At 61.7% G+C, this 15,156-nt stretch carries 16 protein-coding genes; 8 read left to right on the plus strand and 8 right to left on the minus strand.

Annotation, left to right across the window (positions count from 1 at the left end; all coding sequences use genetic code 11):
* Positions 1 to 6 precede the first annotated feature (6 nt).
* Together BM144_RS16950 and BM144_RS16955 are read right to left on the minus strand one after the other, a co-directional pair.
* Positions 7 to 480, minus strand: coding sequence for a TM2 domain-containing protein (locus BM144_RS16950; RefSeq protein ID WP_092954814.1), 474 nt, complete (start codon positions 478 to 480; stop codon positions 7 to 9).
* On the minus strand, positions 477 to 998 hold the full coding sequence (locus tag BM144_RS16955; protein WP_092954817.1) for a GNAT family N-acetyltransferase: 522 nt from the start codon (positions 996 to 998) through the stop codon (positions 477 to 479). The genes BM144_RS16950 and BM144_RS16955 overlap by 4 nt, the downstream gene beginning before the upstream one ends.
* Before the next feature lie 123 nt (positions 999 to 1,121).
* Here BM144_RS16955 and rpsP point away from each other — a divergent pair, with 123 nt between their 5' ends.
* The 6 genes from rpsP to BM144_RS16985 all read left to right on the plus strand — a co-directional run bounded on the left by rpsP (position 1,122) and on the right by BM144_RS16985 (position 5,302).
* The gene (gene rpsP / locus BM144_RS16960) at positions 1,122 to 1,376 is read left to right on the plus strand and encodes a 30S ribosomal protein S16 (RefSeq protein WP_092954820.1); all 255 of its coding nucleotides are present in this window, start codon (positions 1,122 to 1,124) and stop codon (positions 1,374 to 1,376) included.
* A gap of 97 nt (positions 1,377 to 1,473) precedes the next feature.
* Complete coding sequence (rimM, locus tag BM144_RS16965) at positions 1,474 to 2,046, plus strand: ribosome maturation factor RimM (RefSeq protein ID WP_092954823.1); 573 nt, start codon at positions 1,474 to 1,476, stop codon at positions 2,044 to 2,046.
* A 13-nt stretch (positions 2,047 to 2,059) separates the two neighbouring features.
* Entirely contained in the window at positions 2,060 to 2,827 is a 768-nt protein-coding gene (gene trmD, locus BM144_RS16970) for a tRNA (guanosine(37)-N1)-methyltransferase TrmD (RefSeq protein WP_092954826.1), read from the plus strand.
* Between the two features lie 131 nt (positions 2,828 to 2,958).
* Positions 2,959 to 3,342, plus strand: a complete 384-nt coding sequence (gene rplS / locus BM144_RS16975) for a 50S ribosomal protein L19 (protein WP_092954829.1) — start codon at positions 2,959 to 2,961, stop codon at positions 3,340 to 3,342.
* 100 nt (positions 3,343 to 3,442) lie between these two features.
* Positions 3,443 to 4,195, plus strand: coding sequence for a CoA pyrophosphatase (locus BM144_RS16980; protein ID WP_092955051.1), 753 nt, complete (start codon positions 3,443 to 3,445; stop codon positions 4,193 to 4,195).
* 114 nt (positions 4,196 to 4,309) lie between these two features.
* Positions 4,310 to 5,302, plus strand: a complete 993-nt coding sequence (locus tag BM144_RS16985; protein WP_092954832.1) for a CobD/CbiB family protein — start codon at positions 4,310 to 4,312, stop codon at positions 5,300 to 5,302.
* 44 nt (positions 5,303 to 5,346) lie between these two features.
* On the opposite strand, the gene rsgA is transcribed toward BM144_RS16985, so the two are convergent.
* From rsgA to BM144_RS17000, 3 genes are read right to left on the minus strand one after another with little or no spacing between them, the layout of a single operon-like run.
* A complete protein-coding gene (gene rsgA / locus BM144_RS16990) occupies positions 5,347 to 6,324 on the minus strand; it encodes a ribosome small subunit-dependent GTPase A (RefSeq protein ID WP_092954835.1) in 978 nt (325 codons plus the stop codon).
* Positions 6,325 to 6,341: 17 nt separating this feature from the next.
* The gene (locus BM144_RS16995; protein WP_092954838.1) at positions 6,342 to 6,689 is read right to left on the minus strand and encodes a 4a-hydroxytetrahydrobiopterin dehydratase; all 348 of its coding nucleotides are present in this window, start codon (positions 6,687 to 6,689) and stop codon (positions 6,342 to 6,344) included.
* The gene (locus tag BM144_RS17000) at positions 6,686 to 8,017 is read right to left on the minus strand and encodes a M48 family metallopeptidase (protein ID WP_092954841.1); all 1,332 of its coding nucleotides are present in this window, start codon (positions 8,015 to 8,017) and stop codon (positions 6,686 to 6,688) included. The genes BM144_RS16995 and BM144_RS17000 overlap by 4 nt, the downstream gene beginning before the upstream one ends.
* An 82-nt stretch (positions 8,018 to 8,099) precedes the next feature.
* On the opposite strand from BM144_RS17000, the gene orn reads away from it, so the two are divergent.
* A complete protein-coding gene (gene orn, locus BM144_RS17005) occupies positions 8,100 to 8,684 on the plus strand; it encodes an oligoribonuclease (RefSeq protein WP_092955054.1) in 585 nt (194 codons plus the stop codon).
* Positions 8,685 to 8,989: 305 nt separating this feature from the next.
* Positions 8,990 to 10,804 carry a DEAD/DEAH box helicase gene (locus tag BM144_RS17010; RefSeq protein WP_092954845.1) on the plus strand — a complete coding sequence of 605 codons (1,815 nt, stop codon included), beginning with the start codon at positions 8,990 to 8,992 and terminating at the stop codon, positions 10,802 to 10,804.
* A 129-nt stretch (positions 10,805 to 10,933) separates the two neighbouring features.
* On the opposite strand, the gene BM144_RS17015 is transcribed toward BM144_RS17010, so the two are convergent.
* The 3 genes from BM144_RS17015 to rpoN all read right to left on the minus strand — a co-directional run bounded on the left by BM144_RS17015 (position 10,934) and on the right by rpoN (position 14,769).
* Positions 10,934 to 12,166 (minus strand): multidrug effflux MFS transporter, encoded by a 1,233-nt coding sequence (locus BM144_RS17015; RefSeq protein WP_092954848.1) that lies wholly within the window; start codon positions 12,164 to 12,166, stop codon positions 10,934 to 10,936.
* Between the two features lie 140 nt (positions 12,167 to 12,306).
* A complete protein-coding gene (locus BM144_RS17020; RefSeq protein ID WP_092954851.1) occupies positions 12,307 to 12,807 on the minus strand; it encodes a copper chaperone PCu(A)C in 501 nt (166 codons plus the stop codon).
* A 552-nt stretch (positions 12,808 to 13,359) separates the two neighbouring features.
* Positions 13,360 to 14,769 (minus strand): RNA polymerase factor sigma-54, encoded by a 1,410-nt coding sequence (gene rpoN, locus BM144_RS17025; protein ID WP_092954854.1) that lies wholly within the window; start codon positions 14,767 to 14,769, stop codon positions 13,360 to 13,362.
* Positions 14,770 to 15,156 lie beyond the last annotated feature (387 nt).

Raw genomic sequence — 15,156 nt, forward strand, 5'->3', positions numbered from 1 at the left:
TGACCATTATTGAGAAATCTTCCTGGCTTCTTCGATCTGGTATTCGAAGTACCGCTGGAAGCTGAACGCCAGGCTGGCCATGAGCACCGCCGTCCCGAGCATGAGCGACAGTGCAATGGCGAAGACGGTGAACCAATGGGTGCGCCCTGCCGGTGCGTCGGGTGCCGCTGCGGGATTGAAGCGGGCGTTCCAGCGCTCCGGGGTCATCAGGCCGTAGAGGATGGCCCGCAAGGCGCACCCTGCGATGGTGAAGCCCAGCAGTGGAATCAGGATCCAGCTGAGGTGGTCATCCTGTCCCCACTGTTGTACGCGCAGGATGCCGTGCACGCCCAGCGCCGTCGGAATCGGCAGCATCCAGCCGAGCAGGTCCCCGAACCCGTGCAGGTAGAAACGGTGCAGTCCGAGGGGGCCGCCCAGAAAGGCGAGCCAGGCGGCCACCGTCTTGTTCCTGCTGCGGGCCATGGCTGTGGGGCGGGTCATTCCGGGGCCGTGGAGTCTGCGGCACCCAGCGGCTTTTCCATCAGCACGATGTCGCGCCATGCGCCGAATTTCCACCCGACCGAGCGCATCACGCCGATTTCCGTGAAGCCGGCAGCGCGGTGCACGCCGATGGAGCCTGCATTGGCCGAATCCCCGATGACCGCCAGCAGCTTGCGCACCCCTGACGCTTGCGCGGCGTCGCACAAGGCATCCAGCAGCTGCCGGCCCAGCCCTTTGCCGCGTGCGGCATCCGCCATGTAGATCGAGTCTTCGGCTGAGAACCGGTAGGCCGGCCGGGGCTTGAACCAGTTGGCGTAGGCGAACCCCAGCACTTCGCCCTGCTCCTCGGCCACGAGGTAGGGGAGGTTGCGCGCCAGGACGTCGGCGCGGCGGCTGGCCATGTCCGTGGCGCTGGGGGGATCGATCTCGAAAGTGCCCGTGCCGTGCAGCACGTGGTGGGCGTAAATCGCAGTGATGGCAGGAATGTCTTCGTCGCGGCTGGGGCGGATGGTCGGCATAAGTAGGGGATGTGGCTATAATCGCGGGCTTTGCAGCGTGTCGCTGGCCGGGTGGCCAAGTCGCGTGTCTCAAACGCCGCAAAACCTCGGCAGCGTTTTGCTGTCCCACCCGAAGGATTCATTATGGTCGTCATTCGACTCTCCCGCGGCGGCTCCAAAGGTCGTCCGTTCTTCAACATCGTCGTGGCCGACAAGCGCGTTCGCCGCGATGGTCGTTTCATTGAGCGCCTGGGTTTCTACAACCCCACGGCCAAGGAAGGCGAAGAAGGCCTGCGCATCGCCCAGGATCGCCTGACGTACTGGAAGGGCGTTGGCGCCCAGACGTCCGAAACCGTTGACCGTCTGATCAAGCAAGCCGCCAAGAAGGCTGCTGCCTGATTCGCTGGATGGACCCGGGACTTCGCGCCCGGAACAAGGCGGGCTCCGTTGCAATGCGTACGGAGCCCGTTTTTCATTGCAAGAAGAATTTTTGACCATGCCCAGCCTGCCCCTGCTCGATCCTGCCGAACTGCCTCCCGATGCGGTGGAGGTGGGGCGCATCGCGGATGCCTGGGGTGTGAAGGGCTGGTTCAAGGTGCTGCCGTACAGCGCCGACCCCGAAGCGCTTTTCTCCTCCAAGCGCTGGTACCTGCAGCCCAGCGAAAAGGGTGCCAAGAGCTTTTTCACCGGCACGGTTCTCTTGCCGATCCGGCAGGCAAAGGAGCATTCGGACTCCATCGTGGCGCAGGCCCAGGGCGTGGACGATCGCGATGCCGCCGAAGCCTTGAAGGGCGCGCGCATTTTCGTTCCCCGGTCGAGCTTTCCCACGGCGGCGGAAGACGAGTACTACTGGGTGGACCTGATCGGTCTCGATGTGGTCAATCGCGAAGGGCTGTCTCTCGGCACAGTGCGTGAATTGTTCGCGACAGGCCCGCAGACGACGCTGGTGTTGTCCGAGATGCGCGATGGCAAGCTGCAGGAACGCATGATTCCGTTCGTGTCGGCTTTCGTGGACCGGGTGGACATGGAAGCGCGCCGCATCGTGGTGGACTGGCAGCCCGATTACTGAGCGCGGTCTTTCCATGCGCTTTGACGTCATCACCCTGTTTCCGGAGCTGTTTGCTCCCTTCCTGACCAGTGGCGTCACCCGGCGGGCCTACGCCTCCAGGCTGGTGGATGTGCGTCTCTGGAATCTGCGGGACCATGCAGAAGGGAATTACCGGCGCGTGGACGACCGGCCCTTCGGCGGCGGCCCCGGCATGGTCATGATGGCCGAGCCGCTCGAACGCTGCCTTGCGGCCATTCGTGCGGAGCGCGGCGAGTTGCCGGGCACAGCGGCACCCTTGGTGATGTTTTCCCCGATCGGGCGGAGGATCGACCATGCCCAGGTGGTGGGATGGGCAGGAGGCACGGGGGCCATTCTTCTTTGTGGTCGCTACGAAGGCGTGGACCAGCGTTTCATCGATGCGCATGTCGATGTCCAGTTGAGCCTGGGCGACTTCGTCCTGTCGGGAGGGGAGATCCCCGCCATGGCGCTGCTGGATGCGGTGGCACGGCTGCAACCCGGTGTATTGAATGACGAAGGAAGCCACCAGGCCGACAGCTTCAATGCGGCGCTGGACGGGCTGCTGGATTGCCCGCACTACACACGGCCCGAGGAATGGAAGGGCCAGGCGGTCCCCGCACCTTTGCTGACGGGACACCATGCGCAGATCGAGCGCTGGCGGCGTGACCAGCGCCTGCTGGTGACGGCGCGGCACCGACCTGACCTGATCGATGCGGCGCGCCTTTCCGGCTGCCTGGATCGTGCCGACGAAGCTGTTTTGGCCAAGTCGCCAGGCTTGCTATAATCGCGGGCTTTTCGATCCTCTGTCCGGCCGCTGCAGGGCCATGGCTTCCATTCCTGGGGGCTGCCCCAGCACCACGCGTCAATCCCGACGCCTGCCAATCCTGGCGCGGTCATGATCGTTGGATACATCAAATGAATCTGATCCAGATCCTCGAGCAGGAAGAAATCGCCCGCTTGAACAAGACCATTCCCCAGTTCGCTCCTGGCGACACGGTCATCGTCAGCGTGAACGTCGTCGAAGGCACCCGCAAGCGTGTGCAGGCTTACGAAGGCGTGGTGATCGCCAAGCGCAACCGCGGCCTCAACAGCGGCTTCACGGTGCGCAAGATCTCCAGCGGCGAAGGCGTGGAGCGTACCTTCCAGACCTACAGCCCGCTGATCGCCAACATCGAAGTGAAGCGCCGTGGTGATGTTCGCCGCGCCAAGCTGTACTACCTGCGCGACCGTTCGGGCAAGTCGGCACGTATCAAGGAAAAGCTGCCTTCGCGCGTGAAGGTGGCAACGCCTGCAGCTTGAGGCTTTCCATCGCCCTGGCTTCCAAAGCCGCTACAGAGTCCTGTAGCGGCTTTTTTCATGGTTTCGGCGGTGCCGCCAAGCCGAGATTGTCACTGTGACCATGCCATCCTCTTCATCTGCCGCCTCCGGACCATCGCTTTCCCAGGAAGGGAGCGCTCCAACCAGCGGACCGTTGACGGCACTGCCGGGCTTCAACCCACGGCAGGCACCGGTGCTGGCCGTGGATGACCACCTGCCCCCGGTGCCGCGGCAGGCCCAGACCCCGGAAGCGCTGAGACGGCGGTTTGCCGCCCCTCCACCATGGACTCCCGAGGTGCTGCGTGAAAAATCACTGACCGAAAAAGCCCCGCGGGATGCGGCCGTTCTGGTGCCCATCATGTTGCGCAGCGAGCCCACCGTGCTGTTGACGGAGCGTACGGCCCACTTGTCCACGCACTCGGGGCAGGTGGCGTTTCCAGGGGGGCGAATCGATCCGGAAGATGCCGATGCGGTTGCCGCCGCATTGAGGGAAGCGTGGGAAGAGGTCGGGCTCGAAAGCCGGCGTGTGGAGGTGTTGGGCGTTCTGCCCGTCTATGCGACAGGGACGGCATTCATGGTCACGCCGGTCGTGGCGCTGATAGACCCGCAAGGAGAGCTCAAGCCCAATCCCTACGAGGTGGCTGCGATGTTCGAAGTGCCCCTGGCCTTCCTGCTGGATCCCGCCAACCATCGGCACCACGCATTCGAACTGGGCGGGGTGCGTAGGGAATGGCTGTCCATTCCCTACGTCGATCCCCAAACGGGGGCGTCGCACTTCATCTGGGGCGCGACGGCCGGCATGCTGAGAAACCTCTACCGATTCATGCTGGCGTGAGGGGGCATGTGCACATGCACCTGCATTCAACGGCCTTGTCGCGGGTGGTGAAGCCTGCGCAAGCAGCGGCCGCCGTGCCTTCATCCCTGCAATACAGCCCAGTATGATTGCTGCATGAGTTTCTTTGCCATCCTGATGGCGTTGCTGATCGAGCAGGCCCGACCGCTGGCGCGCAGCAACCCGATCCACGCCGGCGTGCGCGCATGGGCCCTCTCCGTGAGCCGCAACTTCGACGCGGGCAAGCCGCACCACGGCTGGGTGGCCTGGATATTGGCCGTCTGCGTGCCTTCGCTGGCCGTGCTGGGCGTGCACTGGCTGCTCATGGTCACCATCGGATGGCCGGCAGCCGTGGTGTGGGGGATCGCGGTGCTGTATGTCACCCTGGGCTTCCGGCAATTCAGCCACCATTTCACCAACATCCGCGACGCGCTTGAAGAGCGTGACGAAGATGCGGCCCGGGCGCGGCTGGCCGCGTGGCAGCAGGTCGATGTCGGATTGCTGCCCAGAAGCGAGATCGTGCGGCATGTGATCGAGTACTCGGTGATCGCGGCGCACCGGCACGTGTTCGGTGTGCTGGCCTGGTTTTCCGTGCTGGCTGCGTTGGGGCTCGGTCCCGCAGGGGCCGTCTTCTACCGCCTTTCCGAATTCGTGTCGCGTTATTGGAAGATGGGAGGGCGCGGCGCGAGTGTGGCCCACCCTGGAAGCCTGCCGTTGCAGCGGGCATCCGCACAGGCCTGGACCGTGGTGGATTGGTTGCCCGCACGCCTCACGGCCCTCAGCTTCGCCGTGGTAGGCAGCTTCGAAGAAGCCATCGACGGCTGGCGGTTCCACGCGCAGCACTTCCCCAACGACAACGACGGGGTGATCCTGGCTGCCACCGCAGGAGCCATCAACGTGCGCCTGGGTGGTGAGGTGCTGCAGACGCGGTCCGATCTCCTTGCCGAAGGCGCGCTGCATCCGGATGTGCAGGAACTTGGCGGGGACAGCACTCCAGGCCGTGAGCCGGACGTCGCCCATCTGCGCAGCGTGGTGGGCCTGGTCTGGCGGTCGGTGGTCGTATGGATGCTGCTGCTGGCGCTATTGACCCTCGCACGGCTGCTGGGCTGATCCGGCGCGCACAAACCATCCGGGAGCATGCCCGGACCCGTTTTTCACCAGTGGCGGTGCTCGCTCAGTTCGGCAAATAGATTGCTATAAATTTGATAGCGATTTGCGTAGATTACATCGCGGCATGCGCTGGTTTGCGCAGGAGATTCCTGCACATGCGCCATCACCGCACAGCCCGGTTCATGCAGATGGGTGCAGTTGTAGAACTTGCATTGGTCCGCGTATTGCCCGATGTCGGGCATGAGTCTGGGCAAGTCTGTCGCGGCAATATGGTGAAGCCCGAATTCCTGGAATCCCGGAGAGTCGATGAGTGCGGTCGTGCGCTCTGCAGGATCCACCCAGTACCACGTGGTCGTGGTTGTCGTGTGCTTGCCTGAATTGAGCGCCTGGGATATTTCGCCCGTCACGGCAGACGCATGGGGAACCAGCAGGTTGATGAGCGTGCTTTTCCCTGATCCGGAGGGGCCGAGGACCAAGGTCGTTTTGCCGCGCAAGTGCTCCCACAGTTCCGACTTGTCCACCTCCCCGGAATGGGTAAGCGACAACGGCAGCACCCGGTAGTGGTGTCGCTCTTCGCCTTCCCCGCACATGTGCCGGTAAGGCCATAACCTCTCCCAGGCCCGCTCGAAGGGTTCGACCAGATCGCTCTTGTTGAGCGCTATGAGTGGCGTGATCCCCTCCGCTTCCGCTGCGATCAGGGCGCGGGCCAATTGGCTTTCGGAGAACACGGGTTCCGCGGCAATGAGGATCAGTACCTGGTCCAGGTTCGCGGCAAACGACTTCGTGCGAATCTCGTCCTGTCGGTAGAAGAGATTGCGGCGCTGCTGCACCTTCTCGATGGTGCCTTCGTCGCCCTGGCCCGCAGGAGGGGATTGCCACAGGACGCGGTCACCGACAACGGCCTGGCTTTTCTTGCCCCGGGGATGACAGATGCGCCGGCTTCCATCGGGGCTTTCCACCAGGCAATGCCGCCCATGGCTGGCAACCACCAGGCCTTCGCTGGGTGCAATGCGTTCAGCCATGCCGCGCCTGTCGCCTTTCACTCGGAAGCCGTCAGCAGCGCATCGAACCGCAACGCGCATTCGAAGTCCGTCGTGGAGATGCCCTGTACATCATGGGTGTTCAGGCTGACCACGCAGCGATCGTAGTGCACCGACAGATCGGGATGGTGGTCCTGCGCGTTGGCGATGAACGCCACCGCATTCACGAACGACATGGTTTCGTAGTAGTTCGCAAACCGGTACGTTTTCTTGATGGCGACAGAGGATCCGTCGCCGCTCATAGACCAGCCCTGCAGTTCTGCGAGGCGCGTGACGATCTCCGTCGGATTGAGCGCGCGGCGGGTGGCGGTGGACCAGTCTTTCTTGGTGAGCATGGAGGAGGTCATGTGGAGGGCGTTGGCGTTGGCAGGGGCATGCGGGCCAGCCGTTCGCTGGCCGGCGGATGGGAGTAGTAGAACCTGGCGTAAACCGGGTCAGGGGTCAGCGTGGACGCATTGTCCTCGTAGAGCTTGAGCAGCGCAGATGCCAGAGCACTTCCTTCCGCTTGTGCCATGGCATACGCATCTGCCTCGAATTCATCGCGGCGTGACAGTTGCGCAAAAACGGGAGAAACGAAAAAAGTGAACAGCGGCACGGTCATCAGAAACAACAGCAATGCCAGGGCATCATTGGGCGCGCTGCCTTGCACGCCCGAAAGCGAAAGGTTGGGTTGCACGCCCAGGCCCGTGTAGAACCATGCCTCGCCCGACAGCCAGCCCAGCAGGGCGAACCCCAGCAAGGCCAGGGAAAAGACGCCCACCATGCGCTTTGCGATGTGCCGGTGCTTGAAATGCCCCAGCTCATGCGCCAGTACTGCCTCGACTTCGTTCGGCTTGAGTTGTCGCAGCAGGGTGTCGTAGAACACCACCCGCTTGGCTGAGCCGAAGCCGGTGAAATAGGCATTCGCATGCGCGCTGCGTCGGCTTCCATCCATGACGAACAATCCCTTGGACGCAAAGCCGCAGCGCTGTATGAGCGATGTGACCCGTTCCTTGAGCGTTTCATCTTCCAGAGGCTGGAACCGGTTGTAGAGCGGGGCTATGAACAGCGGATAGACAACCATCAGCACGAGGCTGAATGCGACCCAGGCGCCCCAGGCCCATAACCACCAGAGCGACCCGGCAACACCCATCAACCAGAGGATCAAAGCGACCAGCGGCAAGCCGATGGCAGTCGACATGGCCGTGGATCTGGCAAGGTCACCGAGCCACAGGCGCAGCGTCGTCTTGTTGAATCCGAAACGCTCTTCAAGGACGAATGTCTGGTAGAGAGCCATCGGCAGATCGATCAACCCGCTGATCAGCGCGAATCCGCCGATCAACGCCAATTGCTGGGCCATGCCTCCTCCCAGAAGTGATAACAATGCCTGGTTGAGCGCGTTCAAGCCGCCCAGAAGTGTCCAGCCCAGAAGCACAGCGGCTGCCAGTGCCGTTTCAAGCAAACCCAGCCGGCTCTTGGCGATGGTGTAGTCCGCTGCTTTCTGATGTGCAGAGAGCGAAATGCGTGTCGCGAACGGCGCCGGCACGGCATCCCGGTGGCGTGCCACATACTTGATTTGCCGGGAGGCCAGCCAAAAGCGGACCAGCAATCCCCCGATCAGCAATGCAGCGAATGCGGCGGTAAAAAAGCCGGGGGGCGTTTCGAAATAAGAAGCGGGAGCAGGAGGCTGAAGCATGTGCGGGGAGTTTAGGGCAATGGGTGTGCGCACGTGGTCTGGGGCCCTGCGCGTGCGCTGGCCCTTCGGAGACAATCCCTCCATGTCTGAAATTTCCGTTATTGCCTCTCCCGGCCCTGTCCTGGCCAAATCCGACCAGAATTTTGTCTGGCTCGACTGCGAAATGACCGGGCTCAATCCCGAGACGGATCGATTGCTTGAAATTGCCGTGGTGGTGACAGGCCCGGACCTGGAGCCTCGCGTCGAGGGCCCTGTCTTCGCCATCCACCAATCGGATGCATTGCTGAACGGGATGGATGCCTGGAACAAAGGCACCCATGGACGGAGCGGACTCATCGAGAAAGTGCGAACCTCCACCGTGACGGAGGCAGAGGCGGAACAAGCCATTCTGGAGTTCTTGGCGCGTTATGTGCGCAAGGGCGTAGCGCCTTTGTGCGGCAACAGCATCGGGCAGGACCGTCGATTCCTGGTCAGATACATGCCGCGGCTGGAGGCTTTTTTCCACTACCGCAATGTGGATGTGAGCACGCTGAAGGAATTGTCCAAGCGGTGGAAGCCAGAGGTGTATACCAGCTTCAAGAAAGCGCAAAAACACACCGCCATGGCGGATGTGCATGAGTCCATCGACGAACTGGCGCATTACCGGAAGCATCTGCTGGCACTCTGAGCCGGGTTGGTGCCCTGTTTTCATCGGGCATTGCGGGAAAACCCCAGTCGTGCGACAATCGCCGGCTTGCGCGGAAAATTTTGTTGTCCGATCCTCGGCAGCTTGTCCGCGCAGTTGCACATCTCCCCTTCACACCGGGCCGCGGACTGCTGCGATGAGCGCAGCATGGACTTTCCGCACCAATGCCCACCTGCCCCGCTACCGCGGGCGCTGGTTTCGCTGAATGGTTGATGTTTTTTAACCATTCACGAAGCCCTCGCAGGCTCCCGCCTGCGTGCGTCTTTGTGTGAGAAACATAGATAGACATGACCGACACTTTGCAAGTGCAGGGCGATTGCGCGCCTGCAGATTCTTCTTTCGTGGCCGTGACCGACATCGCCGAAGCTGCGATCTCCACCACTGCAACGCCCAATGGGTTCGTGCAACTGGGGCTGGCCCCGGAACTCGTCCAGGCCGTGGCTGACCTGGGCTACACCCAGCCTACCGGTGTGCAGGAACGTGCCATTCCCCTGGCCATGGGTGCAGGTGATGGCGCTGGCAAGTTCATTGACCTGATGGTTTCCAGCCAGACGGGCAGCGGAAAAACGGCTGCTTTCTTGCTGCCTGTGCTGCACACGCTGATCCAGCAGCAGGCTGAGCAGGAAGCTGCTGCACGCGCTGAGCACGATGCTGCTGCTGCAGAAGCCGCTGCACGCGGCGAGCCGTTGCCAAAGCGCGCCAAGCGCAAGGACCCTACCAATCCCCGGCATTTCAAAGCCGCTACGCCAGGTGCCTTGATTCTGTGCCCCACGCGGGAATTGGCCCAGCAAGTCGCGCACGACGCCATCGAACTCGTGCGCCACTGCCGCGGTCTGCGTGTTGCCAACGTGGTGGGCGGCATGCCCTATCAGATTCAGATCGCCAAATTGCAGAATGCAAATTTGGTCGTGGCGACGCCAGGCCGCCTTCTGGATCTGCAACGTTCCATGCAAATCAAGCTCGACCAGGTGCAATTTCTGGTGGTGGACGAAGCCGATCGGATGCTGGATCTCGGGTTCTCCGATGATCTGGCTGAAATCAACGAACTCACGAGTCAGCGCAAGCAGACGATGATGTTCAGCGCTACCTTCGCTCCACGCATTCAGCAACTGGCCATGCGCGTGATGCACGATGGTGGCGCTTCGGTGAAGAAGGTGCAGATCGATTCTCCCCAGGAAAAGCACGCAAACATCAAGCAGATGCTGTTCTGGGCAGACAACGCGCAGCACAAGCGGAAGATGCTGGACCACTGGTTGCGCGACACCTCCATCAACCAGGCAGTTGTGTTTGCCAGTACGCAAGTGGAATGCGATGGCTTGGCCAATGATCTGCAGCAGGAGGGTTTCTCTGCGGTGGCTTTGCATGGTGCCTTGAGCCAGGGCCTGCGCAACCGCCGGCTGATGGCGTTGCGCAATGGGCAGGTGCAGATTCTGGTGGCGACCGATGTTGCGGCCCGAGGCATCGATGTGCCCACGATCACCCACGTGTTCAACTTCGGTCTGCCGATGAAGGCCGAGGATTACACGCACCGGATCGGGCGTACCGGACGCGCCGGGCGTGACGGATTGGCCGTGACGTTTGCGGAATTCCGCGATCGCCGCAAGATCTTCGATATCGAAGGCTACAGCAAGCAGCCCTTCAAAGCGGATGTGATTCCGGGTTTGGAGCCGCAGCAGCGCTTCCCGCAAGCACGTGCCGATTTCAGCCCCGGGCGTGGTGGCCGAAGCGAAGGCTTCTCGCGCGATCGCAAGGGTGGTAATGGAGGGGGCCGCGGTGGTTTCGGCGACCGTCCTGCACGCGGCGGGTTCGGCGGCGGTCGTGATGCGGCGCACCATGCAGGTGGCATGAGGGCCGATCGCGGCAATGCCTTCGGTGGGCAACGGGATTCGGACGGTTATGGCCGCAAGCCTGGTTTTGGTGACGCAGGGCGTGATCCGTCGATGGGTGGGCCCCGTGGTGGAGCCGGCGCCGGTGGAGCCCCTCGCGGAGTTCAAGGGGATCGCCGTGGCGGTTCTTTCTCGAAGCCGAGCGGCAGTGGTTTCGGTCCGAAGCCATTCACGCCCCACGATCCAAGGAAGCGTCCGGCGCGTGCGCCACGGTAATCTGCACACATAGATGACAAAGGCCCGCAATGCGGGCCTTTGTTTTTGCTGAAGCAAAAAATTTAGACGTGTGGTCTGATCCGTACGTGGGGCCTGATGAAGACATTGGGCGTTTCTGCGCCCCGGTGGTTAGTCCAGGCTGACCGTGCGGCCAATGTCTGGCCATCGGTGGTGCAGATAGATCCAGGAAAGCGTGCCGACCAACATCATTGCCAGCGATGCGCAGGCAAGAAGCACGGTGGAGTGCATGACCAGCGGCGCAACGATGCCCGCAACGATGCCGTTGGCCGTGGAGCCAACGAAAGCCTGGAGGGAGGACGCCATGCCCCTGCGCTCCGGGTGCAGGTCGAGTACTAGCAAAGTGACGACAGGCACCATCAGAGCCCATCCGAAAGCAAAAACGGCGATCGGTGCCAGAGCCCAGGAGACGTGGGCAGTAAATAGGCTGTTGGCTACGACGTTGACCACAGACATGAGGAACATGATCACGAAGCCATGTCGTATCTGCCGCTTCGGAGCAATCCGTCCTGCGAGCCGGCCACTCAGCCATGCACCCCCCATGATTCCGGAGATGGTGAAGATGAAGAACCAGAAAAACTGCGTGGGAGCCAAGTGCAGATGGTCACCCAGGAACGCGGGCGCGGACAAAACATAGAGGAACATGCCGTTGAATGGCACTCCGCTTGCAAGCGCCAGCAGCAAGAAGCGCGGACTGGATCCCAATTCCCAATATCCCTGCAGCAGATGGCGTGCGTTGAATGGCTGGCGATATTGCGCATGCAGCGTCTCGGGCAGCAGTCGGTAGTTCGCGATCCACAGAACGGCACCGACGGCCGTAAGAAACCAGAACACGCTGTGCCAGCCGGCGTGAACGAACAGCCACCCGCCCACAATCGGGGCGACGGCCGGTGCAACGCCAAAATAGATGGTGACCTGGCTCATCACCTGCTGTGCCTGTGCGGGAGGGAACATGTCGCGGATCACTGCACGTGAAACCACGATCCCAGCCCCGGCGGAGAGGCCTTGAAGTGCTCTGAAAAAAACGAGTTGCCCGATGCTTTGCGCAAGGGCGCATCCGGCAGAGGCGACGGTGAACACGGCAATGCCCCACAGGACAACCGGCCTGCGGCCAATGCTGTCGGAAAGTGCGCCATGAAAAAGCGTCATGAAAGCAAACCCGAACAGATACGCTGAAAGCGTCTGCTGCATCTGAACGGGCGTAGCGCCCAGTGCGGAAGCGATGCCCGCAAACGCAGGTATGTAGGTATCTATGGAGAACGGTCCGAGCATGCCCAAAACCGCCAACAGGACGGCGAGGGCCCAGCGCGGTGCGCGCCAGAGGTGGTGGGCATCTGGATTCATGGAGGAAGTATGGGATGAGGCGCCCTGTTGCCAGGCCCGGCGCTCGTAGATGGGCTGCGGGAGAACCGTCTCATTATGGGTGTGCCTATGGGTGTGCCGCACCGGTCTTTTCCAGGACCGGTGCGTGTAACCGGCTGCGCTCAGTGGTGGGAGGTGCCGTGTCCCATGTGTGGTCCAGGGGCTGGATTGGATGGGCCTGCAGGTGTGTTGAGGCTTCGTACAGGTACCTGGATGTCCAGCGTACGGCGTTGGCCTGCCGCTGTTTCAAGCACAAGCTGGAGGGGCACGGAATCTCCAGCCTTCATCGGCTGCTGCAAGTCCATGAGCATGACATGGTAGCCGCCGGGCTTCAATTCGACAGTCTGCCCGGCTGGCAGATCGATCCCGGTGACCCGTCTCATTTTCATGACATTGTCCTGAAGCCGCATTTCGTGGATTTCCGCTACAGGGGCAACGGGCGAAGTGACGCCAATGAGCCGCATGGGCTGATCTGCCGTGAGTTTCATGAATGCACCTGTCGCTTTCTGTTGGGGAACAGTGGCACGGATCCAAGCGTCTTGTGCCGAAGCGGTCTGGCTCTGTGCGGCGATGGAAATAAGACTTGAAAGGAAAAAGGCGGAAGTGGTGAGCAGTTTGTTCATGAGGGTCAATCCGAAAGATGAGCGCTAACCCTCGAAATCGAGGGTCAGTGAAAAGTCGGCCGCCCGCATGCATGCATGCATGCAGGGCGATCTTCGTCAGAGCTGATCTGCCGGGGGACCTCTCGCGGGAAGATGAGCCTCGAATGATGGGATGGGGAGGATATTTTCCCGCCCTAGTGCCTGCGCTCGCCGGGTGACTGGAGGGGTGTAGTGGCTGGGGCGGGTGTCGTCAGGCAGCAGGCCCGCCGGTAAGCAGGCCGGACAGTCCAGCGCGTGGTGTCCATCTGAATCCGTGCCACGCTCTGGCGACTCACGCAGAACCCATTGCGATCGGCCTTCTGCAGTACAGACCTGTTCGAAAGAAGGTGCCGCACCTGCAACCGGCGCCAGCACGGATGCAGCAAGCGCCCACATGAAGCATGCGAGCACGAGACGGTGAAGTGCAGTGGCGCGGCGCAGGAACGGCATGGTGTGCGGCCTTGATTATGGCCCTGGCGCCAAAGACCCTCGCTGGTTCCATCAAACCCTCCGGTTGCACGCGACGTGCCGCAGTCAGGATCGCAATGCAGCCCGCTGCTCCGCGGGTGGGATGCGCAACTGCTGCCGGTATTTGGTCACCGTACGTCGCGCAATGCGGATTCCTTGCCGTTCCAGCTGCCTTGCGATATCCACATCGGAGAGCGGCTGCAACCCGTTGTCTGCCGCCAGAATTTCCTGAACCAATCCACGGATTGCGGTCGGTGAGCTGTCGTGGCCTGCCGGGGTGGTCATTGCCCTCGAGAAAAAGTACTTCAGCTCGAACAGACCGAATGGCGTCTGCAGGTATTTGTTGTTCGTCACGCGCGAAACCGTCGAAACATGCACTCCAACGTCTTCGGCAACGTCCTTCAAAGCCAAAGGCCGCATTCCAACCGGCCCGTACTCCAAGAAATGCGGTTGGCGCCGCAGGATGGCACGCGCGACATCCAGAACAGTCGAAAAACGTTGCTGTACGTTCCGAACGGTCCACCGAGCCTCGGCCAGCTGCGTTGCCAGTGCGCGCGATGGTTCTCCGGGAACTTCATCAGCCGCAATACTTTCCGTAGCTGTCGATGGGCCTTGTTTCGGCTGCATGAGCTGCTGGTACTGTCTATTGACGCGAACGCGAGGAATGATCGCCTCATTCAGAGAGGTGGTCCAACCGCCGCGTGTCTTGTGCACGATAACGTCGGGGACGATGTACTGCACAGGCTGAGAGCCATAGCGCCAGCCGGGATGGGGGTCGAGGTGCCGCAATCGTTCCAGGGCTTCGCGCACCGCATGGGCAGGAACGTCCAGGCGAGTCGATAGTTGCCGCATGGCTTGAGGGGCAGCGCCTTGGGCTGCTTTTTCAAGAACGGCCTCACACAAGGCGCGCTGCAGCGGGCAGTCGACAGCCGGCAATTGCAAGCGTAAGCATTCCTGGAGGTTTCTCGCCCCAACCCCAGCGGGCTCCAGCGATTGAACGTGGAGCAAAGCTGTCTGCAACTCTTCCGGTGTGGCTTCGGGCTCGATGCCGTAGTCTTGGCAAATCGACTCGATGGCACAGTCTAAATAGCCGTCTTCAGTCAATTCCTCAACGATCAGGCTGCACAGCAGAAAGACACGATCCGGCAAGCGCAGCATGCGCAATTGCGCATGCAGATGGGCATGCAGTGTTGTCGTGGCAGGCTCCTTCTCGAGCATGGAGATGCCATCACCCGCGGCGTCGTGCAGTGACTTGGTGCCAGGGCCCGCAGGCCAGGCCGGAAGGTCGCCTGGAACCATGGAGCCTGGCTGAATTGCGGCTTCGTCCTCTTCAAGGAAGGGATTTTCATCCATCGCATTCATCACGTTCTGGATGAACTCTGCGGTAGGCATCTGCAGTAATTGCACGGCTTTCTGCAGGCGGGGAGAGAGGTGGTTGGTCTGGACCTGCCGGACTCCAAGGGCGAGTGATGACATGGGTTGGAGTGCTCCTGGTGGAGACCACAATGCGTGGACTGGCTTCCAAGGTTGCAATCACTGTGCCGTGTTTGTCCGACAGTGAACGGGTGGATACTTTTGCAACAATTGATCGCCCGCGGTAGTGCCAAGGCGTTGCAGTGGCCGCGTTTCGCTGGGAGGCTGGATTGCCAGATCCACGTTCGAGCTGGATACAGAACTGCCAGCAGATCGGGAAACGGGACGGCACCCTGAATTAATTGCGGAAACTATTGCATGGGCGACCCAGCTTCTCACACCGATCACGCCTCCAACCCAAGTGGCGGAGCGATGGAACGGGTGCGCGAAGGGCGGAGCTCTCGATTCGGTCAGTGGTTCGGAAGGGCGTGGCCGTCTGCTTCCCTGCGG

Source organism: Paracidovorax konjaci (genome assembly GCF_900112675.1).
In the GTDB taxonomy this organism is placed as follows: domain Bacteria; phylum Pseudomonadota; class Gammaproteobacteria; order Burkholderiales; family Burkholderiaceae_C; genus Paracidovorax; species Paracidovorax konjaci.